At 53.3% G+C, this 22,069-nt stretch carries 16 protein-coding genes and 1 CRISPR repeat array (1 of these 17 running past the window's edge); of the genes, 3 read left to right on the top strand and 13 right to left on the bottom strand.

Going from position 1 to position 22,069, the window contains the following annotated elements:
• Window positions 1-2,360: a CRISPR direct-repeat array (repeat unit 32 nt; unit sequence ATTTCAATCCACGCTCCCGTGTGGGGAGCGAC); it reaches 3,077 nt to the left of the window's first position.
• Between the two features lie 173 nt (window positions 2,361-2,533).
• The 13 genes from cas2 to ACRQV7_RS13475 all read right to left on the bottom strand — a co-directional run bounded on the left by cas2 (window position 2,534) and on the right by ACRQV7_RS13475 (window position 17,962).
• The gene (cas2, locus tag ACRQV7_RS13535) at window positions 2,534-2,824 is read right to left on the bottom strand and encodes a CRISPR-associated endonuclease Cas2 (RefSeq protein WP_444660294.1); all 291 of its coding nucleotides are present in this window, start codon (window positions 2,822-2,824) and stop codon (window positions 2,534-2,536) included.
• A gap of 10 nt (window positions 2,825-2,834) precedes the next feature.
• Window positions 2,835-3,866 carry a type I-C CRISPR-associated endonuclease Cas1c gene (cas1c, locus tag ACRQV7_RS13530; protein WP_444658580.1) on the bottom strand — a complete coding sequence of 344 codons (1,032 nt, stop codon included), beginning with the start codon at window positions 3,864-3,866 and terminating at the stop codon, window positions 2,835-2,837.
• Window positions 3,863-4,528, bottom strand: a complete 666-nt coding sequence (gene cas4 / locus ACRQV7_RS13525; RefSeq protein WP_444658579.1) for a CRISPR-associated protein Cas4 — start codon at window positions 4,526-4,528, stop codon at window positions 3,863-3,865. Before cas4 ends, cas1c begins: the two co-directional genes overlap by 4 nt.
• Entirely contained in the window at window positions 4,518-5,378 is an 861-nt protein-coding gene (cas7c, locus tag ACRQV7_RS13520; protein WP_444658577.1) for a type I-C CRISPR-associated protein Cas7/Csd2, read from the bottom strand. The genes cas4 and cas7c overlap by 11 nt, the downstream gene beginning before the upstream one ends.
• Window positions 5,375-7,345 (bottom strand): type I-C CRISPR-associated protein Cas8c/Csd1, encoded by a 1,971-nt coding sequence (cas8c, locus tag ACRQV7_RS13515; protein WP_444658575.1) that lies wholly within the window; start codon window positions 7,343-7,345, stop codon window positions 5,375-5,377. Before cas8c ends, cas7c begins: the two co-directional genes overlap by 4 nt.
• Window positions 7,320-8,069, bottom strand: coding sequence for a type I-C CRISPR-associated protein Cas5c (gene cas5c, locus ACRQV7_RS13510; protein ID WP_444658574.1), 750 nt, complete (start codon window positions 8,067-8,069; stop codon window positions 7,320-7,322). Before cas5c ends, cas8c begins: the two co-directional genes overlap by 26 nt.
• Window positions 8,070-8,095: 26 nt before the next feature.
• Window positions 8,096-10,561 (bottom strand): CRISPR-associated helicase Cas3', encoded by a 2,466-nt coding sequence (cas3, locus tag ACRQV7_RS13505; protein WP_444658573.1) that lies wholly within the window; start codon window positions 10,559-10,561, stop codon window positions 8,096-8,098.
• 462 nt (window positions 10,562-11,023) lie between these two features.
• Window positions 11,024-11,908, bottom strand: a complete 885-nt coding sequence (locus ACRQV7_RS13500; protein ID WP_275713496.1) for a MurR/RpiR family transcriptional regulator — start codon at window positions 11,906-11,908, stop codon at window positions 11,024-11,026.
• 4 nt (window positions 11,909-11,912) lie between these two features.
• Window positions 11,913-13,424, bottom strand: a complete 1,512-nt coding sequence (locus ACRQV7_RS13495) for an FGGY-family carbohydrate kinase (protein ID WP_275713498.1) — start codon at window positions 13,422-13,424, stop codon at window positions 11,913-11,915.
• A gap of 52 nt (window positions 13,425-13,476) precedes the next feature.
• The gene (locus ACRQV7_RS13490; RefSeq protein WP_444658571.1) at window positions 13,477-14,892 is read right to left on the bottom strand and encodes an L-fucose/L-arabinose isomerase family protein; all 1,416 of its coding nucleotides are present in this window, start codon (window positions 14,890-14,892) and stop codon (window positions 13,477-13,479) included.
• A gap of 36 nt (window positions 14,893-14,928) precedes the next feature.
• Window positions 14,929-16,227, bottom strand: coding sequence for an NAD(P)H-dependent oxidoreductase (locus ACRQV7_RS13485; protein WP_444658570.1), 1,299 nt, complete (start codon window positions 16,225-16,227; stop codon window positions 14,929-14,931).
• Between the two features lie 33 nt (window positions 16,228-16,260).
• Window positions 16,261-17,316: an alcohol dehydrogenase catalytic domain-containing protein gene (locus ACRQV7_RS13480; RefSeq protein WP_444658568.1), complete on the bottom strand. Its 1,056-nt coding sequence runs from the start codon at window positions 17,314-17,316 to the stop codon at window positions 16,261-16,263.
• Between the two features lie 22 nt (window positions 17,317-17,338).
• Window positions 17,339-17,962: a KpsF/GutQ family sugar-phosphate isomerase gene (locus ACRQV7_RS13475; RefSeq protein ID WP_275713505.1), complete on the bottom strand. Its 624-nt coding sequence runs from the start codon at window positions 17,960-17,962 to the stop codon at window positions 17,339-17,341.
• Between the two features lie 396 nt (window positions 17,963-18,358).
• Between ACRQV7_RS13475 and ACRQV7_RS13470 the strand changes: the two genes are divergently transcribed.
• Genes ACRQV7_RS13470 through ACRQV7_RS13460 form a run of 3 tightly spaced genes read left to right on the top strand, consistent with a single transcriptional unit; the run spans window position 18,359 to window position 22,001 of the window.
• Entirely contained in the window at window positions 18,359-19,441 is a 1,083-nt protein-coding gene (locus tag ACRQV7_RS13470; protein ID WP_444658566.1) for a M24 family metallopeptidase, read from the top strand.
• A 59-nt stretch (window positions 19,442-19,500) separates the two neighbouring features.
• Window positions 19,501-21,003 (top strand): sugar ABC transporter ATP-binding protein, encoded by a 1,503-nt coding sequence (locus ACRQV7_RS13465; RefSeq protein ID WP_444658564.1) that lies wholly within the window; start codon window positions 19,501-19,503, stop codon window positions 21,001-21,003.
• Window positions 21,004-21,059: 56 nt separating this feature from the next.
• Window positions 21,060-22,001, top strand: a complete 942-nt coding sequence (locus ACRQV7_RS13460) for an ABC transporter permease (protein WP_444660293.1) — start codon at window positions 21,060-21,062, stop codon at window positions 21,999-22,001.
• Window positions 22,002-22,069: the final 68 nt, after the last annotated feature.

The raw sequence follows: 22,069 nt of genomic DNA, 5'->3' as shown, positions 1-22,069 counted from the left end.
GGATTTACCGTTTTTCTTGCCGATGATTAATTTCAATCCACGCTCCCGTGTGGGGAGCGACTGCATCGTACCGCCCGGCCCGTTTTGGGAGAATGATTTCAATCCACGCTCCCGTGTGGGGAGCGACCTATCTGGCAAAGAAATTTCCAAAGGCTATACCAATTTCAATCCACGCTCCCGTGTGGGGAGCGACGTGTCAACACGAAGGTGTTTTCAGGTGCAATAGCATTTCAATCCACGCTCCCGTGTGGGGAGCGACTTGTACACCAATTGTGACTTTATCCGGTCAGGAATTTCAATCCACGCTCCCGTGTGGGGAGCGACGAGTACGACTCAATCAATTACGCGGTCAAGAATATTTCAATCCACGCTCCCGTGTGGGGAGCGACCGTTGTATTCTATTTGGTGTTAAGTCAATCGAATATTTCAATCCACGCTCCCGTGTGGGGAGCGACCCCATGCGAGCGCTGCCCGTGCATCCTGCGGCAAATTTCAATCCACGCTCCCGTGTGGGGAGCGACCAAGTGTCGTACAAGTGTCGTACGGCAGGAAATTATTTCAATCCACGCTCCCGTGTGGGGAGCGACTTATTGCCGTGAATCCTATGAATGGGATTATGAATTTCAATCCACGCTCCCGTGTGGGGAGCGACCAATACGACCGGCAGGAAGGACCAGACCCTTCTGAATTTCAATCCACGCTCCCGTGTGGGGAGCGACCTATCGACTTCATTCGCTATGTCCTGCGCGGAATATTTCAATCCACGCTCCCGTGTGGGGAGCGACCGTGGACGGAGGAATCTGCCTTGTGGTCATTAATTATTTCAATCCACGCTCCCGTGTGGGGAGCGACGGATGTTGTTGGCAAGATCAGACCACGCCTGTGCATTTCAATCCACGCTCCCGTGTGGGGAGCGACATATTGTCCCGATTGTGCTGAAAAGGCCGTCAAATTTCAATCCACGCTCCCGTGTGGGGAGCGACTCATCCAGTGCGGAAGATGTGTTTCCCATTGCATTTCAATCCACGCTCCCGTGTGGGGAGCGACGATGGGATTATAGCTACTATATATAATATATATAATTTCAATCCACGCTCCCGTGTGGGGAGCGACCTCCGCTGCGGGGGAGGTTCATCCTTTTGGTGTAATTTCAATCCACGCTCCCGTGTGGGGAGCGACCTCATGGGTCTGCGGTTTCGCCGTAACCTTTTGCATTTCAATCCACGCTCCCGTGTGGGGAGCGACGAAAAAGCGCCCTGGTCTGACCCTTGAATTAATATTTCAATCCACGCTCCCGTGTGGGGAGCGACTATTGATCGAGGTGGAGTGGCAATAGGCAAAGAATTTCAATCCACGCTCCCGTGTGGGGAGCGACAATAAAATCCCTGCATAACACCATGCCGCCTCCAATTTCAATCCACGCTCCCGTGTGGGGAGCGACCTCAATTTTCACTTTTGAGAGTGCCATGCAACACATTTCAATCCACGCTCCCGTGTGGGGAGCGACCTGCTTGCTGGTCTTCATCGACCATCGGTCATATATTTCAATCCACGCTCCCGTGTGGGGAGCGACTGAAATTCCTCTGCAATTTTGCTGCTTGCTTTAATTTCAATCCACGCTCCCGTGTGGGGAGCGACCTACGAGTAGAAGTGCTACGGGAACAGAAAAACATTTCAATCCACGCTCCCGTGTGGGGAGCGACGCGTATATTCACGCTCAAAATTGGCCGTCGAATTATTTCAATCCACGCTCCCGTGTGGGGAGCGACCTGTGGTTAAGCCGCAAGCCATAGAGCAATTCAATTTCAATCCACGCTCCCGTGTGGGGAGCGACGTATGTTACGCCCTGTACGCAGTCATCACTTTTCATTTCAATCCACGCTCCCGTGTGGGGAGCGACTTGTGTTGCATGGTTCTTTTGGAAGCAATTTTTCATTTCAATCCACGCTCCCGTGTGGGGAGCGACGCGGTGAATGATATTTTTCTCCGCCAGTAGTGACATTTCAATCCACGCTCCCGTGTGGGGAGCGACGGGAATTAGAGTTATTGACAAAGATGGAAATATTATTTCAATCCACGCTCCCGTGTGGGGAGCGACACAACAGCTATTCAAACTGACAGTAAACAGATTATTTCAATCCACGCTCCCGTGTGGGGAGCGACGGGGCAGGAGTCATGATGTTGTTGCTCATTTTCCATTTCAATCCACGCTCCCGTGTGGGGAGCGACTATCCATCAAGTCGAGAATTGCATTGGTATCATAATTTCAATCCACGCTCCCGTGTGGGGAGCGACGGGTAACGGCAGAGGTTCTTCCACAAATTCGTCATTTCAATCCACGCTCCCGTGTGGGGAGCGACAGCAAAAAGTAACAAATGAATCGCATATTATCAAGAAAGATAGCAGCGATTTTCCTATAAATTGGCTGGAGATCATATCAAAAAATCAGAATATAATTCCTAATAAAAATAATAATAAAACATTAGAAGGTGCGAACGGCAGAGTAAAAGCATGTGTGCTTACCGTTCGCACTTTATAAAATAAGCGGTTCCGTAACATCAAAAGAGGGTTTTGCTCCCATGTGTTCGATCTTTGTTTTGTAGTGATCGCCAAGGTAGTAAAAACGGAGGCTGTCTTTTTCCGGGTTGATTATTTTTTCGAGCTGATGCTTGACCGTGCAGCACAGGGCGGCGTCCATAATACATTCAAATACGGAATTTTGGACGCGCTGTCCGTAATTTACGCATACTTTTGCGACCTTGCGCAATCGTTTTTGCCCGGCTGGGGTTTCCGTATTTACATCATAAGTAATTAATACGAGCATATGACTTCTCCTATTTCCATAAAAACGGCGGATAAACATCCATGTCTCCGCGCAGGTACCGCGCAAGAAGCAAAGCCTGCGAATACGGGACAAGGCCCCACTCCATTTTTTCTCCAAGCATTGGGTGGGTGATCTGTTCCTGTTTTTTCTTTTGCCAGGCAGTCAGAATGGTTTTTCGCGTATCATCGTCCATCAGGACGGCGCCGTTTTCTTTCTGGATAAAACCTCCGCCGTTGACCTGCTTCGTATTGATCAGAGTCAGAACAAAGCGGTCTGCCAGAACCGAACGGAACTCCTCCATCAGATCCAGCGCGAGGGAAAGCCTTCCCGGCCGGTCGCGGTGCAGAAACCCGACATAAGGGTCCAGCCCCACGGTTTCCAAAGCGGAGGCCGTATCGTGGGCGAGAAGGGTGTAGACAAAGGATATCATCGCGTTGACGTTGTCCATGGGAGGGCGGCGGTTGCGGCTGCGGAAGAAGAAGTCGTCCTTCTGCTGCAGGATCATATCGTCCAGCACGGAAAAATACTGTGTCGCCGCTTTTCCCTCGATCCCCCGGATATCCTCAAGTGTTTCCACACGCGGAAGGCTTCGGATCGCGTCCGCCAGAGAAGCGGAAACGCCGCTCAGTTTTTCCTTGTCCAGTCTCAGGGGATAATCCCGGGCGGCCCTCTCGACAATCCAGCGGGAATTAAATAGTTTTCCGGTGATAAAACCTCGGGCGATCCCCGCGCTTTGCGCCTCGTCATCGGAAAAGCGGTACTGGGTTTTGCGCAGCAGCACGTTTCCCTGTTCCGTTCCCGATACGCGCGCCAGAAAACGCCCGTGCATGGTGAGAAAGGTCAGCGCGACGCCGCGTTCGGCGCAGGCCCCCATCAGGGCGGGGCTGGCGCCCGTATAGCCGAAGGTGACGATTCCGTCCAGATTATGCAGCGGAATCCTCCGGGTTTCGCTTTCTTCCCTTTGTATGACCACGTTTTCACCGTCCAGCGCCAGATAGGCGTCCTGTGAAGTAACATACAGCGTGTTTCCCAATATCTTCACGAAAATTCCTCCAGACGCTTTTTCAGATAATCCGCCGCAGAACCGCCGCGGCACAGCTTTGGCAAGCAAAGCCCCTTCAGTGAGCAGGCGTTGCAGCTTTTTGCCGGCTTTACGCGCGGTGTATAGTTCCGGCGGGAAAGCTCGTGCATTTCCGAAAGCATGGCGGAAACTTTCCCGCGCAGGACTTCGTCCAAAGGAACGGCTGTCCTGCGGGCGGTTTCTCCGTAATACAGATAGGCCTTTGGAATTTCTCCGCACAGGAGCATTTCTTCCAGGCACATGGCCTGACAGCACAGCTGCAGACGGTCGGCGTCGTTTTCTTTCGGCGCCCCGCGCTTATATTCCACCGGCACGGGAAGCCACTTCCCTTCGCGGCCAAAAATGGGCACGCCGTGGGGAGACGCGTGAAATTCCACGATGTCACAGACTCCGTTTACGCCGAGTCTGCGGGAAAACACAGCCATCCCGCGCGAAATAATCCGGTCCCCGCGCTTTTCAGCGGAGAAGGAGTCGTGCGCGTTCTCGTGCAGGATGTGGCCCTCGGCGGTGCGCAGGTTTTCGTTCCACTGCATCTCAAGATAGGCGAGCGCCCACTGGCGGCGGCAAAAAGCGAAATGCTGGAGGCCGGCGATGCTCAGAAATTCCTCCTCGCTATATTCCATCGTAAATTTCAGGGGTGAGTCCGTCCAGCGTATCGACCGTGACGGTATAGTAATCCTCCATACGGAAAGGCAGATTGCCGCCCGGGGCCTTTTTGCCTTCGATCTGGTCAATGTGTAGGGAACGGTGCACCTTGGCGGAAGAGTACTGTCCGGTTTTACAGTTGTGCTTCCACCAGAATACCTTGCAGATTTCCATGCTTCCGTCCGGCCGCGCCGAAGAGCTGTCGTTTTCAAACAGAGAAATCAGCGCTTTGCGGATGAGCTCCGCATCCTCTTCCGTAAATCCCGTCTTTTCCGCCAGCTGGCAGTTGATACTGCCGTAAAACACGTAGACGCCGAAAGGAACGCAGTGCTTCATCCCCATGGTGTCGGAGGATTTCTTATCTCCCGTCACGCTGTTGACGCTTTTGGTGATCTGGATGCTGGCGATGTCGATGGGGTCGACGCTGAAGGCCGGGTGGACGGAAACGGGACCGCGTACGCCGACGGAGACGTCGTTGCCTTTGAAAGCGAAGACCTGCCCGAAGGAACGCACATCCATCCATTTTTCACAGGCGATTTTCGCATAGAGCTCACTGTCTTTTGTCTTTTTCAGCTCGTCTACGGAATCCGCGCGTTCCTTCAGGCTTTTGAAGCCGTCCGCGCGTTTGTCGTCGGACTGGACGAAAACAGGCTGCCCCATGTCCATCAGGCGGTTGCGGATTTTCCGTTTGATGCATACGTCCGAAATTTCGCCGATGCCGTCATAGGTCTCGCGGGGACGGTTGCCGTTCAGCGGGTCGCCGTTCGGGTTTGCATTTTTTACGGACAAAATTACCGCGAAATCAATCTTGTTGGCCAGTGTGCTCATTTATTTTCCTCTCCTTTTGTACTGCTTTCAGCAGCTTCCATTTTTTTACGGATGTTTTCCTGCTTTTCCTCATGAAATTTCTGCATCTGGCACGCATAGCCCAGCAGATAAATTTCGGAGAGCGAAGCGTTTGAAAATTCATTGACGGGAATACGGGAAATCACTTCGTCCAGCTCCTCCCGGTACCGTTTCCCCCTGTCGCCGAGCTTCTGCAGATAGGGCAGAAGCTGATGGTATAACGTTTTCCATGTTTTCGCGGGGTGCTGGCTGAACGCCGCCTGCACCCGCTCCGCGTTGGTGCTGCGGGATGTTTCCGACAGCCCGAGCGAATAGCTTTCGATCTGTTGCGCGTAGGCGAGCGCCCTGCCGAACAGGTAGCTTCTGTCGTTTTCCTCCGGATTCAATGCCATGGTCCAAACCTCCCTGTATGTTTCATCCTTGATTTGTTTATGGTTGATGCGGTCGTTACGGTATTTGCGGATTAAGGCGCAGGCGACCCCGAGCGTCATTCGGTATTCCCCTTTGTCCATTGCCTCGGGGTTGGAGGCGCGCCGGGCCGCGCAGAGCATCAGGTCTCCGGGCAGGGACGCGCCGTCCACGATACACGGCAGCAGGCGCTGTACGGCGCTTTTCATAAGCTTGTCGTCGACACGGCTTCCGTAGGCCGCTTTCACGATGGATTTTGGGGAAGGCGCGCCCCGGAAAGGCATCGGCCTTGTTTTTTCGCCCGTCTTAAAAGCGGCCTCAGGAAAGCCGTACAGCTCCCAGGAACAGGTGTCATGCCAGCTTTTCACGCGCGTAAAAAGGTCCTTCGCCTGCATTTCACGGTAGTAAAAAACGGAAAGCCGGCCCGGTGTGGCGGAGTCCAGCCCGATGACGCACATGTCCTCCCAGCCTTTCAAGTTGCCGCCGTATCCTGCCATCGCTTTTGTAAAACGCGCCGCGAATTCCTCCCCGGTCGTGACCGGCGGCGGGTCGGGCTCAAGGTCGAACAGCAAATCCAGCGCTCCTTCGCACGGGTCGATCGCTTTGCTGCCGTCCGTCCTCCACGAAAGGATGACCTGGTCCCCGTTGACATAAGCCTGCCGGGGAATCAGCCATTTTAGGGCGTTGTGGGCTTTTTCCGTCGTTTCCCGCCCGACGCAGAACGCCTGGGAAGGCGTTTCAAATCTGCCGCGGTAGGTGAAACCGCCGTCGTCGTTGGCGGAAATCAGCTTTGCGCCGTCGCCCGGCCGCCGGATATATTTCGGGCTGAAGGAAGATACGGGCATCTCTTTTCCTAAAACATAGCAGTAGCCCCGGTCCGCCTGCAGGCTGTTCTGATAGTCGATAAAGCTTTTCCAAACGGTTTCATCCTCCCATGGCCGGCTCTGCAAATCCTCCGAGCCGTCCGCCGGAACCACCCAAAATCGGACAAAGGCATCGGCCTGGTCCTTGGAGCACACTTTGAAAATGGGAGGGGTATCTTCTTTTTTGCCGTCCCAGCTTTCCGGCAGCCGCCCGGATTCCTCCCGGTATAAAATATTGTCGCGAATCAAATCGGCCATCAGCGTTCCCTTTTTCAGATATTCCAGAATGGCGCGGACCTTCGGATGGACGTACGGCGAACCGCACCATGCGGAAAGCTGCTCAATATATTCGGCGTAGTGGCTGCTTTTCGGGTCACGGTAGTTTCCGTAGTCCCCCGCAATGTATTTCAGACCGTCAAACAGCGGGTGGGGTACGGGGCCGCTGGTTCTGACGGACGACTGTTCCGTACAGGGAATCAGCGTGGCCCGGTCCCTTTTGTCGGCCAGGACCTTCGCGCGGCCGGGCCGCCAGCAGCCGTTGGTGTCGATGACCGCTTCCACGTGCGCCTGCTGGATGGTGTGGTAAATGGGCATGAGGGGAGGGAGCTCGCCTTCCTTTACGCCCACAAGGCTCTGGCAGTTTTCATAGGTTTCATAGAGTTTCTGCATCCAGCCCATTCGGTGCCGCCTCCTTTTCCGGACCGTCGCAGCCGGACATGTTCTGCCCGATTACAAACGCCTTTGGCTTTTGCTTTTTAATGACCCTTACCACGGGGCAGTCCCCGGGGGTACAGAATTCGATGACGCCGTTTCTCATTTTCGGATACCAGAAGCGGCTTTCCAGCTGATTCCGCCCGGTTTCGTCGGGATAATTGAATCCGTGGAACATCAGGCCGAAGGAAAGCTCGGGCGTATCGCGGTAATATCCTTTCGCCGTATCGGAAAAACCGGCTTCGCAGGATTCGACATACGCCTGGCATTCCCTTGTGCCGAGGAATACGTCGCGCCGCCCGCCGCGTTCGATCATGCGCTTCGCGATCAGGTAATGCTTGTTTTCATTGCGGTCGCCCGAAAGGTCGGGCCTGTTTTCGTTCCACTCAAAATGGGCTTTTACCTCATAGGCGACGTCGGTCAGGTACGTGTAAATGGAAAGCGTGTTCCCGCCGGTATAACCGATGGGGCGGATCCCCTCCGACCGGCTGCAGATGGGGTTCATGACCCGCACCGCGTCCACATGCCAGATAAAGGTCGGTTTCCAGTACACGGATTCCAGAATACCCTTGAGCGCCTGATAGGTCGGTACCTGATAGCTGCACTTTTCCCCTCCGGCCCTTGTGACCGGGTCGCTGAAAAGCGCCATTTTGCCGGAAACCAGAAAACTTACGCTGTTTTCATATTCCAATGATGATTCTCCTTTCTGTAAACAGATTATTCGATCAGTGTGTCCATTTCCGCGCGGCGTGTCTGTACGCCGAGGTCGGGGTGGTAAAACCCTTCGCGCAGAATGGCCGCGCCGCTGTCGGGCAGGATACGGATCGCTCCCAGATTGCTGAGCTTTCGTCGCTCGCCGTCGAACAGGTGGACGGTAAAACGCTGCGCCCGCCGGATCAGCCCCGGCAGCTCGCGCAGATCGGGTTCCGCGCACAGCTCCGCGATCAGGTTTTTTCCTTCCCCATACGGAACGATCACGTCAAGGCCGCCCTTTTCAATGGCTTCAAAAAGCTTTCCCGCCGTTTCAAACGCCTGATGCATCGGGTGCGGCGGGCGGGGAACACGGTTTTCCGCACTGCTTTTTCGGGACAGGGAATTTTCGGATAAGAGATCGAACAAATCGGTCGGAGCGAAGAGCTTGGGATCGTCTTTTTCGCTGACGGGATAAGAAAGCTGCTGATCCTGTAGATGATAGTAGTCGTGGTAATATCGCCTGACCGCCCGGGGGGAAAGCGGATCGTCCCCGAATTGCCCGGAATTGATCCGAGAGGCGTCCAGCACTTCGGCGGCGGCCTCTTGTGCCTTTTGGATATCCGGAAGCGAGGAGAGATTTTCATCCGCGCATTTTACAATGAAAATATCGCGGCAGGCGCTTTCCCCGTGGCGGTTGCAGCGCCCGGCGGCCTGCGCAATGCTGTCCAGCCCGGCGAGAGAGCGGATTACGCACTGGAAAGACAGGTTGACCCCGGCCTCGATCAGCTGGGTGCTGACGCAGACCATCCGGCCGGCGCCCGGAGCCTTGAGCCTGTCGCGGATTTCCCGGATCCGGTCGATCCGGTGCTGCGGGCACAGGCTGGTGCTCAGAAAATAGACCGGCACACGCTCTTCCTGCGAACGTTCCTCCATGCGGGTCTGCAGAGCGCGGTACAGGGAAGCCGCGGCGGACTTTGTGTTCAGAATTGCCAGCAGGTTTTCGCAGCCGGTCAGCCTGTCAGCGCTGAATTCCGCCAGCTGATCCGCGGAAAAAGCGCCTTGGGCGGTTTTGTCCACGACCCGGGTGCGTCGGAAGGCCGCGAACGTCTCTTCCAGATTTTCGGTCATCTGCGCTGGCTCGCCCGGAATAACCGGAACTTTTAGCTCCTCCGAACTCGGCTGGGTCGCGGTGCAGAGAACGACCGCGCAGTTGCAGACGTACGCGAGAAAATCCAGCGCCGCGTTGAGCAGAAGCGTGCATTTCACAGGGATCGCCTGAACCTCGTCCAGAATAATCACGGAATTTGCCAGACTGTGCATGCGTCGTACGCATCCGGTCCTCCCGTCGAAAAGCGTGTTGAGAAACTGTACCGTGGTGGTGAGGATCACCGGCGGCGACCACCGCTGGGTCAGGAGCTCGCGGCGGCCGGCCTCCTCCTTTTCCTCGTCGTCAACAACCACGTCGCTGTGGTGTTCCAGCAGGATTCTGGCCGTCTGTGCATTCTCGTCATCCAGGCCGAGGGCGGCCCGGATATCCGAAGCGTTCTGCTCCAGAATGCTTTTATAGGGGGCTATGTAAAAGACGTGCTCCTTGCCGTTTTCCTTTGCGCAGTTCAGGGCGTAGCGCAGGGAGCTGAGCGTTTTTCCGGAGCCGGTCGGTACGGACAGCCGGTAGATTCCGCTGCCGTTTTTGCTGAACCGAAGGCATTGCCCGGAAATTGCCCGGCGCTTTTGGTCAATGGGAGCCCGTCCGGAGAAGCCTTTCAGATGATCCTCCAGTTTTTCGGCAAGCTCCCGCCATAAAGCGTGCAGATCCGGCGGCTGCGGTTCCTGCTCGTTCGCTTCAAATAAAAAGGTGTCATACCGGTCGGCGTCGATCAGGCAGCTCAGCAGATACCGCTGGACCATTCCCAAAAGAAAGCAGAACGCCTTCTTTCTGCCGCCGGCAGGAATTTTTTCACAGAGGCTTCGGATGGAATTTCCGAGCTTTCCAACCTCCTGCTGCGCTTTCAGAAACAGATCGTCCAGTTCCCGGGGAGAGGAACTTTCCTGAAAATAGTTTTGTAAAGCCTCTTCGTAGCTGATCTCCTTTTCGGGCCACGCGCGCCGCCGCAGGCAGTCGTCCCCGGTAACGCCCGTTACATCCGGCAGCCCGCCGTGGTGCCCGCAGACAGCGGCGGCAAGAAGTTCCGCCGTAAGGCCCTTGACGGAGCCGTCCAATCCCCAGTTTTCATAGCAGTACCGGGCTCCGCAGAAGGAGTGGGGGATTTTCCCCCGCTGCGACGCGTCTCCGCCGCGCAGATAGCGCTGGAATTGCATCGTTCCCTTGCCGCTGTCATGCAGGAGGCCGGCCAGCAGCCCAAGGGAAGAAAGCCCGATTTTTTCACAGGATTTCCCGCAGGATGCGGCCACGTTCCGGCTGTGCTCCGAAAGCGGCTGTTCGCGGCCGGTTTTTTGATCGATGTGTGCTAAAATGCGGTGATCTTCCATTTGCCCACCTCTGAATTTTCGTGTTTAAAAGGGATACTTTTTTCCAGTATACTTCCTGAATATAAATATATCAATAATAAGCCGACAAAATTTTGGTATTTTAACTATAATTTTACATATTGCAAGTTGATTTTTATCATAATATTAAAATCCATCATGGCGTCGTAATTTCAGGATGCCTTCCTTCTTTTTAAAGTGAATCATTTTTTAAGCCCCTGACCGTTTTGACGACGATAATAAAGAAAAATCATGCGGACAGCAATGGAAAACATTCGCTCGCAGTCTGGATCATAGGGTAAATCGAAAGCGCAGGAAGTTTTCTTCCTGCGCTTTCGATTTATCGGGGGCGGCCCCTTTGATATGACGGCTGTTCTCTCAAGAAAATTGCGTGAAACATGGGACTAAAAATCTCTGGCTTGCGGCAGAGGCTGGGAACCCGTTCTTAAAAATCTGTGAGTAGAATTATATTTTATTGGTGGTGAGAATCTCGTTGGATTTTTCCATCGCAACCGCAATGGCCATGTCCATTTTACGAGCCAGACTGATATAAAGACTTTCGATGATGCAAAGCGCGGGAATACGTTTTGTCATGATTTCTCCGATAACGTTTTTGACATAGGCTGCGGTGATCAGAGAAATGTTGGACAGCTTTGCCAGCGTCGACATCGGGAAATTAGTAATGCTGATGATGGTTGCGCCTTCGCCTTTCGCCGCGCGGACAACATCGATCACCGTTTTCGTCTGCCCGGAATGCGAGATTGCTATCACTACGTCCCCTTTATCGAGCTGGGAAGCGGAAATCAGCTGAATATCGTAGTCCTGTGAGAATATGGCGTTGATGCCCATCCTGCTGAATTTATAGTACCCCGTCATCGCGACCGTCGACGCGTCGCCCGCTCCGATGAAGAGGACCTTGCCGGCTTTTTGCAGGGCCCCGACGGCCTGTTCGTAGTGGGAAATGTCAATGATGTTCAATGTATCGGAAACAGCCTGAATTGAGGTCTGGAATACTTTGCGGACGACATCCATTTCATTGTCTTCCGAAGAAATCGCTTCATAGAGCACGTCGCTGTCATTTTTTGTGCGCAGCAGCGATCCCTTCAGCTCCACGTATCCGCTGAATCCGAGCTTGCGCGCCACCCGGACAATCGTAGCTTCGCTGCACCCCGCCTGCGCGGCCAGATCGACGATGGTGTTGTTGGCAAATTCCAGAGGATGGTTGAGCATGAAGTCAACAGCTTTCATTTCCGCCGATTTGAGGGATTTGTAAACCGCGTTGATTTTCACGAGGCATTTATGCGAGATGAGCGAATTCGGGTCATTAATGTAAGGCACGAGATCTAGCATTTTATCACCAGCATTCCTGTTTATGATTTAAATCTTTTAATAATTTGTAAAGTCCGGTATAAATTTGATACTTGTCATGATACCTTGCGTGGTTCTTTTTGTCGGGATCGTATGTTTTATCCGATTGGACACGGCTGACGGCGTCTGTAGGACCGTCGTACGCCCCAACCCCTATTCCCGCCAGGAAAGAGGCTCCCAGGCAGGCCGCTTCCCGGATTTTCAGGGTTGAAACCGGAATTCCCAGAATATCTGCTTTCAGCTGCAGATCAATCGCCGAGCGGGCTCCGCCGCCTACGCAAAGAAGGCTTTCGATCCCGACTCCGGTTTTTTCCATCCTCTCGAGGTTGCCCCTGAGCTCAAAAGCGGTGGCTTCCATCAGGCTCTTTGCGATGTCGAAGCGCGTGGATGCCATCGTCAGCCCCAGAATCGCGCCCTTTGACTGCGTGTCACAGGTCGGCGTTCCGCTGCCGTTAAAGTGGGGAAGCGCCAGCAGGGGGGACGGCCCGGGCGTGGCGGTTTTGGCTATCTGCTCAAACGGGCGCTCTCCCAGCCGTTCGGCCTGCGCTACTTCCGGAAGCCCCAGATTATCCCGATACCATTTCATCAAAATACCCGCCGTATGGTTGAGCCCAAAGGTGAAATACATTCCTTTTGCCGCGTATCGGTAACATGGGAAATAGCTTTCGTACATAATGTCGCTGAGCTGCTCTTTTCCAAAAGCGGTCGATACGACTTCCGCGGTGCCGTGGGAATCAAGCGCCATGTTTTCCCCGGCGATTCCGGCTCCCAGCGCCGCGCAGCATTGGTCGTGGCCTCCGGCCGTCAGCTTCGCCCCTTTTCGTATGCCGAGCTCGCTGCAAAGCGCGGGGGACAGCTCTCCGACCACGGTCCCCGATTCGACGGGACGGCTCAGCCATGAAATGTCGATTCCGGCTGCGTTCAGGATTTCCGGGCACCATTGTTCCGTTTTCAAATCCAACCCCATGCTGCGGGAGGCCATTGTAAGATCCATTACCGGTTCGTCGCTTCCCATTTTAGCAAGAAGAAAATCGGAATAGGTGACGAATTTCCAGACTTTTTCACACAGTTCCTTCTGATGGCGCACAATCCACATGATTTTTACCATGGAATTCATGGGATGCGGCCGCATGCCCGTGATATCGAAAATATGCCGGTCGCCCAGAAGAGCTGAAATGTCCGCCGCTTCACGGGTTCCGCGATAATCCATCCCCAGATGCGCATGTCCCAGTGCGTTTCGCTGCCGGTCCATCGGGATCACGGCGTCCCCCTGCGTTGAAATGCTGATGGCTGCAATATCATCTCCGGACTGCCTGGCCGCAGCCGCCATGACTTCTTTCGTATACTTCCAGACGAGCTCGGCATCCTGTTCCGCCAGGCCGTTCTTTTTGCAGATCACGTCGTATTCATGGAAACCATAGCCAAGCATATCGCCCTGCAGATCAAATACTGCGGCTTTCACACCGGTCGTGCCAACGTCAACACCCATTAGTTTCATTTTTTATCCTCCAGACGACGGCATATTTTAAAAGAGATATTCCCGAATGGTATTATTCAAAATAAAAGTTTCTTGTTTTGCGTTCCTGCTCCTCGTCGTAGAAATCGGGACGTACCCCCTTTATGTAGGTCAGCGCCTCGAGCATGACCGGCAGCAGATTGCCGTGAATGCCCACGGCATGATGAACATACGGGCCTTTGACGATCATGGATTCCACTTTCGGCCAGTTGGGAACTTCCACCCACAGGTAGGTTCCGTTCGTATACGGCCCCTCGATACCTTTGGCATTCCCCATGAGCATTCCGTACTCGCCGTTGTCGCCGTCGAAGCGGAAGAGGGAGATCGGCCCGCCTTTGATTTCTGCGGATACGGAGCCCGGGCAGTGCTCGGGGAAAGCAAAGGGCCTGCCGAGCACCGGTGTGGATTTTGCCAGCGAAAGCGGCCAGGGACCGCAGTGCTGCAGCAGTTCGCCGTTCGGGTTGCTGGGATGGCGGACGGACCAGTCGACGAAGAAGGACGGAGTTTTTCCCATGCCGGCGGCCATCGTCATGATGGAAGTCACGGCGCCGTGAATATCGGTTTCGCAGGCTACGGGAATCCCTTCTTCGGTAAGAAGGGCATTCGCGCAGCAGGGCATCATATGCAGGGCCTGCTGCAGGGCATCCCAGCACTGAATCGCAACCGCGTTGCAGCCGTTTTCAACTGCAAACAGCTTCATGGCCGTCTTGAGCGCGGCAACTTTGCGGACGTCTTCCTCGGGAATGCAGACCTTCATTTTTTCGTGAATCAGGGAAACCGTCTTGTCCACTTCTTCATTCTTCGACGCCGCGAGTTCCTTCACTCTTTCGGTGAATTCCACCATCGTGATCGGGAAAAGCTGAATCCCGAATTTTTCAAGAAGTTCGCCCTCGTTGCAAATCATCGTCCAGAAATCCGTCGGACGCGTTGCAATCTGGAGAATGCGCGCTCTGCGGAATTCCTTTACCACATTGGCGGCAGCGACAAAATTCCTGACGCCTTCCTCAAACTGAGGATCGCCGACGTTGCAGTTGGGAATATAGGTGAAAGGAACCTGCATCCGGCGCAGGACCTTTCCGGTTGCGAAAAGGCCGCACTGGGTGTCGCGAAGCCGGCTTCCGTCCTCCAGCGGCGCTTCGTCCCTCGGACCCCAGAGAAGGACGGGGACGTTCAGGGCGCGCGCCACTTTACCGCAGCTGTGCTCGGAACCGAAATTGCAGTGCGGGATGAACAGCGCGTCAACTTTAGCCGCCCTGAATTTTTCAATGACAGGCTCGACATCTTCGGCGCAGCGGAGCAATCCTTCTTCGTTGATGTCTTCAATGTCCACGAATTCGATCTCAAGCTCGCTGAGTTTGTCTCTGATAATCTTTTTGTACTTTAAGGCGTCCTCTACACTGAAAATTCTTCTGCGCGTGGGAGCATATCCGATGACAACTTTGTGATCCATGATACAAATCCTCCTGACGTATTATAAATTAAATTTTTATTTCCCCATTAACTGATCCTGCATGCGGCGGAGCTGCAGAAGCACGGAATTGTTGTTCAGCTCAACCATATCATAGGTAATGACTTCATCGCGCTTCAGGTCGCATTTCATCACCGCGCCTTTGGCCAGACCGACCGGGAGCATGTTGCTCTTGCGGGCGACGTCCGCAAGCTCGATGCTGCCGCGGTAGCAGTATTCGCCGATTGCGTCGAGCCTTTCGCCCTTTTTGAGATCCTTCTTCGCGATGGTGATGCATTCCGAAACCAGATGGTCCATCGGATGCGCGGTGGATTCTCCGTAAAGTACGGCCTGAGCCACGGTGATGGGCGTTTCAATGGAGCAGAGATGATAGGGACGGTAAAGCAGGTAGTTGGGGCCTTCGCCCATGTCGCGCTGTACAAGGCCGTCGACGATCCTCTTCTGGTCGGTGGTGACTACGACAAATACGCCCGGGTTGATGTTGCCGATACCGAAATCGACCACGCCCTCCCTGTCAAGGATGCCTCCCTGGGATTTCAGGCTGAACACGGTTTTGAGGTCTTCCACGTTGCAGTGCGGGCCGTGCATTCCGCGGCAGTCGGGGACAAGCCCGGTGGCGTTGGAAACGGCGGTCATCTCGATCATGGTTTTGGAACCGTCCACGAACTCAAGCAGCATACGCGCGTTCATGTTGCGCGCCGCGGCTTTGTCCTGCCACTCTTTCATGCCGGGGTTTGCGTAGATGTCGAGCGGATTGTTCTTTCCTTTTCCGGCCGCGACGACTTTAAAGCCGAGCGCCTTTGCGAAGCGGTAAACCTCTACGATGGAGCCGGGCTCGTCGCCGGCGGTAAGGGAATAAACAATGCCGGCCTGTTCGCAGAGCTTGCGGAGAATGGGACCGATGGTGATATCGCATTCCACATTCATCATGACAATGTGTTTTTTGAAGAAAATGCAGTCCATTGTAATGTGAGCGCCCATCTCCGGGGACCCGGTTGCGTCAATGACGCTCTGGATCTGGCTGGTTTCGACTGCGACCCTGTAGTTTGTAGAAACTACCTTCTTCCCATCGGCAATCGCCTTCTGAGCCTCCGCGGCCGTGGAAACCTCTACGATGTCGCCCTCGTATCCCGACTGAAGATAAGCGTCTTTGGCAATTTCGGGGGTAAGATCCACAACAACGTCGCATTCCATGCCCTTCATTTTTGCAATCTGGGCGACAATATCCTTGCCCATCTGCCCTGCACCGATCAGACCTACGTGGATCGGCCTGCCCTCTTCGTGGAGTTTTGCCAGTTTGGAATCAATTTCATACATAATTATATACCACCTTTATTGATAATCAAAATGTTATTTTAACCAAGGATCAATAATCACCTTCAGCGCCTTTCCCGAAGAAACAAGTTCCATGCCCCCGACAACCCCTTCAAGCGGCACATGCGCGCTGATGTACTTTTCCGCGTGTATTTTTCCGGAATGGATGGCGCTCAGCGCGTCGGCCAGCCCGGTAGCCGGATATGAGAAGGCACCCAGCACCATAATTTCGTTGTAGTGAATCAGATTGGAGTTCAGCTGCGCGGTCTGTTTTGTTTTGGCAACGCCGCCGTAGATGACAACCCGTCCGCGCTTTCGCACCATTTCGAGCGCCTGTTCCTGAACCGCCACCGAGGGCACGGCACAAATTACGATATCCGCGCCGATTCCGTCAGTAAGCTCCAGTACGGAAGCCTTCACTTTCTCCTGGTCGGTGTTCTTAAAAAGATAATCGGCTCCGAAGCTTTCGGCGAGTTCCAGCTTATCCATACCCACCATAATTACTTTTTTGGCACCCCTTGCCCGCGCGACCTCAATGTGAAGGCATCCCACAGGGCCGTCCCCGATGATGACTACCGTATCCCCCAGCGAAACATCGTTGTATTTCTGGCAGGCGATGACTGCGGAAGCCGTTTCGGCAAAAGCCGCGTGGTCAAAGCTCATCCCGTCCGGTATTTTTTCGATGAAACCGCGGTGCATTACATCAGAGGGCAATGCGATATACTGCGCGTAACCGCCGGGGAAATGCGTGCCGAGCATCCGGTGCGAAAGGCACAGGTTGACAAGCCCGCGTTTGCAGTACCAGCACTGGCCGCAGCTTACGTCGGGGGCAAGCGCCACCCGGTCGCCCGGTTTGAACCGTGTGACCGTGCTGTCCGTTTCCACGACGACGCCCGCGATTTCATGCCCCATAATCTGGTTTTTGATGCCGTCTTTGAGCCCGTTGTGGTAATTCCTGACGTCGCCTCCGCAAATTCCGCAGGCCACGACTTTGACAAGCATCCCATCCCGGGGACATTCGGGGATGTCGCGTTCTTCAACAACGATGTTTTCTATGTCCTTAAAAACTGCCGCCTTCATCTTTCCTTCCATAATACCGGTTCCTTTCTCTATGTCATTCTTGAATAGGGTCGTCCGTTTTGCCAAGCAGCCGGTCGCCCACGGCCCCTCCCGGATGGATGACTGCAAACTGTTCGCGCGTATATCCTTTGTACTGCATCAGCGCAATGCAGATTGAATCGAAAACGGCGATCACCGCAAGGGTGCTTGCTGTGGCAAGCATGTTGAAGCGGCACGGTTCCCGGTCAACCTTTACCATTAAGAGAAGATCGGCGGCCCGGCCGATTTTGGACTCCGGGTTTTCGGTTACGCCAATCAGCATTGCGCCTTTGGTGCGGCAGGCGCGAATCAGGCTGACGAGCTCGTCCGTGTTGCCGCCCTTGCTCACCAATATAAGGATATCTTCCTTCTGCAGCACTCCAAGCCCGCCGTGCACGGCGTCGGACGGGGTGAGAAACAGCGCCGGGCACTCAATACAGTTCAGTGAATGCACCGCCTTTTTTGCGGCCATAGCCGAGGTCCCGCAGCCGGAAATTACAATTTTCCCCTTGCATTCCGCGATCGCTTTGAGCGCCGCGAGCATTGCGCCGCAGTTAAGCGTTTCTTTCAGTTTCAGAACGGATGCCGCTTCCATCTCAAGGGTGCGGTTGATTTCGGAGATAATTTGCTTATCGTCCATTTTTTCACCTTCACTTTTCAATTTTCATTATTTAATTTGAAAAACAAAAACAGCTGCATATAATAGATCATTGAAATACAACCACTTTTTACTAAGATTATAGCATTTTATTTTAAAATTGCAACTACTCTTTACAGTTTAAAGATATTATTGTGAAAAATACATAAAATAATAATTTTCATTTTTTCATATTGATCAATTGAATTATGAAAATTTGTGATGTATAATACAGGTGTTATAGAAAAACGCACAAATTATCAATCGCAATTTCGAATAAAAATGTAGATTAATTATTTCATTTATGTCATTACAGGATCGATTTTTCATTATTTTTCAAAAAAGAAATAAATAAAACGAAATATAGGTGATATTATGAATCAACCGGATCGGGCTGAAATGGAGCTGAAACTATCCAGAGTCCGTACATATATGAAGCGTTCGGGACTCACGGGGGTGGTGCTTGCCCGCAAGGACAATTTCAGCTGGCTTTCATGCGGCGGAAACAACCGCGTTGTGGTACCTGTACAGGAGGGCGTAGGCGCTTTGGTGGTTACGATGGACCACCTTTATCTGGTCGCCCAGGTCATGGACGGCCAAAGGCTGCTGGACGAGGAGCTTGCCGGAATTGAGCTGGAATATGTACCGCTTCACTGGTATGAAGGTCCCATCATGCAAAAAGCGCTTGCGCTTGCGGGCAGTGCGCCGGCGGCGGATGTTCCGGCGGACGGAGCGAGGGAGGTCCTTTCCGATCTATATGCGCTGCATTATCCGCTCACGGAAAACGAAATCAGCAAGCTGCGGTGGCTGGGCAGAACGGTGGATGAAATTTTAACCCGTACCGCCTATAGGATTCAGCCGGGGATGGTCGACTACGAAGTCGAAGCGATTCTGCTGGGGCAGTTTGCTTCCCAAAATATCCAGTGTGACGTTCTGCTGGTCGGCACCGACGAGCGGATCGCGAAATACCGCCATCCCAGCCCGGCGGGCGCCAGGCTCGGAAAGTATGTGCTGCTGCATCCGGCGGCCCGGTTTGAAGGGCTTCATGCAAATGTGACGCGCAGCGTTTATTTTGGTGACACGCTTCCCGAAGAAATTGAAAGGCCCTACCGCGCGGTAATGGATATTGAAGCAGCCTGCATTGCTTCCTGTGTGGCCGGCAGACGCTGGAGCGATATTTTGGAAATGCAGAAATCCATGCTTGCCGAAAGGGGTTATGAAGAAGAATGGCGCGGACATTTTCCCGGCGGACGCACCGGATATCCGGTGTGCGAGGCGGATTTTTCGCTGGACCCGAAAAAATGCATTGCCGACAGAGAAGCATATGACTGGTTTATCACCGTCACCGGCGCAAAAGTGGAGGAACTGAGCCTTTATTCGGACGGCAGGCACGAAGTGCTTTCCGCCGCCGGAAACTGGCCCGTCAGAAAATATGAGATAAATGGAGAGGTGATTGAGTTGCCCGATATGCTTCTGCGTTAGCGGGGTACGGCGGCCCTTTTCTTCCTGATATTAATAAAAATGAAAGAGGTGAGCCCTGAATGGGTGTGGAGTACATACTTCAAACTTATGATATTTGCAAAGTATTTCCGGGAAATGTAGCACTCCAGGACATCAGTCTCGGCATTCAAAAAGCTTCCGTTCATGCGCTGATTGGTGAAAACGGAGCAGGCAAATCCACGCTGGTCAATATCATCAGCGGCGCATGTCCTGCGACTTCGGGATATTTTGAGTTTGAAGGCAAAAAGGTTACGCAGCTTACCCCTCATGAAGCACAGAAAATCGGAATCGGCGTCGTTCATCAGGAACTGAACCTGATTCCGGAGATGACGGTGGCCGAGAATATCTTCCTGGGCAGAGAGATAACCGGCAAGGCCGGAAAGATCGACTGGAACGAAACGAACAGAAAGGCGAAAGAGCTGCTGCGCTCGTTTGATATCTCTTTTGATGAAAAGGCAAGAATCAACACGCTCAGTGTTGCCGAGCAGCAGATGGTTGAAATTATAAAAGTCATTTCGATGGATTCCAAGCTGATTGTCATGGATGAGCCGACCGCGGTTCTGACGGGCAAAGAAACCGAGCAGCTTTTCAAACTGATTCACCGCCTTAAAGAGGAAGGAAAGACCATTATTTACATATCGCACAGGCTTGACGAGCTGAAATATATCTGCGACATGATTTCTATTTTCCGTGACGGGCAGCTGATCTATACCGGCGGCATTGGGGAGCGTTCCAAGGAAGAGATTGTGCAGATGATGGTGGCGCGCAAACTTACGGAACAGTATCCGTATGCGGAATCCGTCCACGGCGATGTTGCGCTGAAGGTTGAAAATGTCTGTCAGGGCAGTTTCTTAAAAAATATTTCCTTTGAGGCCCATAAAGGAGAAATATTAGGCCTGTACGGCCTTGTAGGGGCGGGAAGAACCGAGCTTGCACGCTGTGTGATGGGGGCCGACCACAAAAGCTCCGGCACAATTGAGGTTGACGGCGAGCGCGTCCAGATGAAAAACCCGACGGATGCCATCAGGCACGGCGTGGCTTACATTACGGAGAGCCGCAAGGAGTTCGGACTGATGCTCGACATGCACGTTGGATTTAATACCAGTATCTCCGTGTTGAAAAAATGCCTGAACAAATTCAGGGGAATTGACAGAAAGACCGAAAATAGCCGGATTGTCAATATCATACGCGAGCTCTCCATTAAGACGGAATCACCACGGAAAATTGTGCGGGAACTCAGCGGCGGAAATCAGCAGAAGGTCCTGCTGGCAAGATATATTCTCACGAAGCCGAAGGTGCTCATCATCGACGAGCCGACGCGCGGCGTCGATGTCGGCGCAAAGGTCAGTATCTACCAGATCCTGAACAAGCTGAAGGAAGAAGGGGTGTCCATTATTATGATCTCTTCCGATCTTCCCGAAGTGGTGGGAGTCAGCGACAGGGTGCTGGTAATGTACAATGGCGCCATCACGGGTCAGTTCAGCCATGAAGAGCTTAGTGAAGAAGCCGTCGGCTTGTGTGCATTCGGAAATGAGAAGGGATGAGTATAATGGAAAACACTTCAACTGTTGAAAAGCGCGAAAATGTATTCAAGAAATTTATGAACAACGATCTGTCAAGAACACTGATTATCTTCCTGCTGCTGTGTGTGGCGTTGGGAATCGCGCGCCCGGCAACTTTTCTGACGGTCAGCAATGTAATCAATGTCCTTTCGCAGATTTCCGTGAACGGAATCGTTGTGATTGGAATGACTTTTATTCTGCTTACGGGCGGAATCGATATTTCCGTAGGTTCGGTGGCGGCATTTACCTCGCTGATTACGGCGATGCTGCTCGTCAGCGGCAATCCGTTCGGCAGCAATATTGTGGTCGCGCTTGCCGCAGGCATCGGCATCGGCGTCCTGGTCGGGGCGGTTTCCGGCTTCTTTATCAGCAAAATTGAATTGCAGCCTTTCATTGTTACACTGGCTATGATGACTATTTTCCGAGGGATGACGATGGTGGTTTCGCAGGGCAACCCCGTTTCACAGTTGGGGGAAACCTTCAGCTTTATCGGCGTGAAATATCTTGGGCCGATCCCGATCAACGTCATCATTATGATTTCGTTTTACGCAATCGCCTATTATGTTCTGGAGCACACCTGCTTCGGCCGGTATGTCTATGCGGTCGGCGGCAACAAGGAGGCCGCCCGGCTGAGCGGTATCAACACCACTAAAATTATTATGGGAATCTATATGATCTGCGCGGCTACAGCCAGCATTGCCGGCATGATTCTTGCCTCCCGTGTCAATTCCGCAACGCCGACCGCCGGCAACGGGTCGGAAATGGACGCCATAGCGGCAGCGGTAATCGGCGGAGTCAGCCTTACCGGTGGAAAAGGAAAAATTATGGGTGCGCTCATCGGCGCGTTTATCATCGGCGTGCTCAACAACGGACTTGTGCTGCTCAATATAGATGTTTACTGGACACAGGTTGTAAAAGGCGTTATCATCCTTCTCGCAGTTGTAGCCGATGTGCTCAGCAAGCGCAAAACGGCAAAATAATCACTGATTCAGCGCATTATTCAAAATTAAAGATAAGAAGGAGTTAAATTGAAAATGATGAGAAGATC

It is taken from the genome of Caproiciproducens lactatisolvens (assembly GCF_052443335.1).
In the GTDB taxonomy this organism is placed as follows: Bacteria; Bacillota; Clostridia; order Oscillospirales; family Acutalibacteraceae; genus Caproiciproducens.
This window is presented reverse-complemented; position numbering and strand designations above follow the sequence as displayed.

Excerpts from the sequence above, each read along its gene's own strand:
- cas2 (WP_444660294.1), bottom strand. The coding sequence starts at position 2,824 with ATGCTCGTATTAATTACTTATGATGTAAATACGGAAACCCCAGCCGGG.
- cas4 (WP_444658579.1), bottom strand. The coding sequence starts at position 4,528 with ATGGAATATAGCGAGGAGGAATTTCTGAGCATCGCCGGCCTCCAGCAT.
- cas7c (WP_444658577.1), bottom strand. The coding sequence starts at position 5,378 with ATGAGCACACTGGCCAACAAGATTGATTTCGCGGTAATTTTGTCCGTA.
- cas8c (WP_444658575.1), bottom strand. The coding sequence starts at position 7,345 with ATGGGCTGGATGCAGAAACTCTATGAAACCTATGAAAACTGCCAGAGC.
- cas3 (WP_444658573.1), bottom strand. The coding sequence starts at position 10,561 with ATGGAAGATCACCGCATTTTAGCACACATCGATCAAAAAACCGGCCGC.
- ACRQV7_RS13500 (WP_275713496.1), bottom strand. The coding sequence starts at position 11,908 with ATGCTAGATCTCGTGCCTTACATTAATGACCCGAATTCGCTCATCTCG.
- ACRQV7_RS13495 (WP_275713498.1), bottom strand. The coding sequence starts at position 13,424 with ATGAAACTAATGGGTGTTGACGTTGGCACGACCGGTGTGAAAGCCGCA.
- ACRQV7_RS13490 (WP_444658571.1), bottom strand. The coding sequence starts at position 14,892 with ATGGATCACAAAGTTGTCATCGGATATGCTCCCACGCGCAGAAGAATT.
- ACRQV7_RS13485 (WP_444658570.1), bottom strand. The coding sequence starts at position 16,227 with ATGTATGAAATTGATTCCAAACTGGCAAAACTCCACGAAGAGGGCAGG.
- ACRQV7_RS13480 (WP_444658568.1), bottom strand. The coding sequence starts at position 17,316 with ATGGAAGGAAAGATGAAGGCGGCAGTTTTTAAGGACATAGAAAACATC.
- ACRQV7_RS13475 (WP_275713505.1), bottom strand. The coding sequence starts at position 17,962 with ATGGACGATAAGCAAATTATCTCCGAAATCAACCGCACCCTTGAGATG.
- ACRQV7_RS13470 (WP_444658566.1), top strand. The coding sequence starts at position 18,359 with ATGGAGCTGAAACTATCCAGAGTCCGTACATATATGAAGCGTTCGGGA.
- ACRQV7_RS13465 (WP_444658564.1), top strand. The coding sequence starts at position 19,501 with ATGGGTGTGGAGTACATACTTCAAACTTATGATATTTGCAAAGTATTT.
- ACRQV7_RS13460 (WP_444660293.1), top strand. The coding sequence starts at position 21,060 with ATGAACAACGATCTGTCAAGAACACTGATTATCTTCCTGCTGCTGTGT.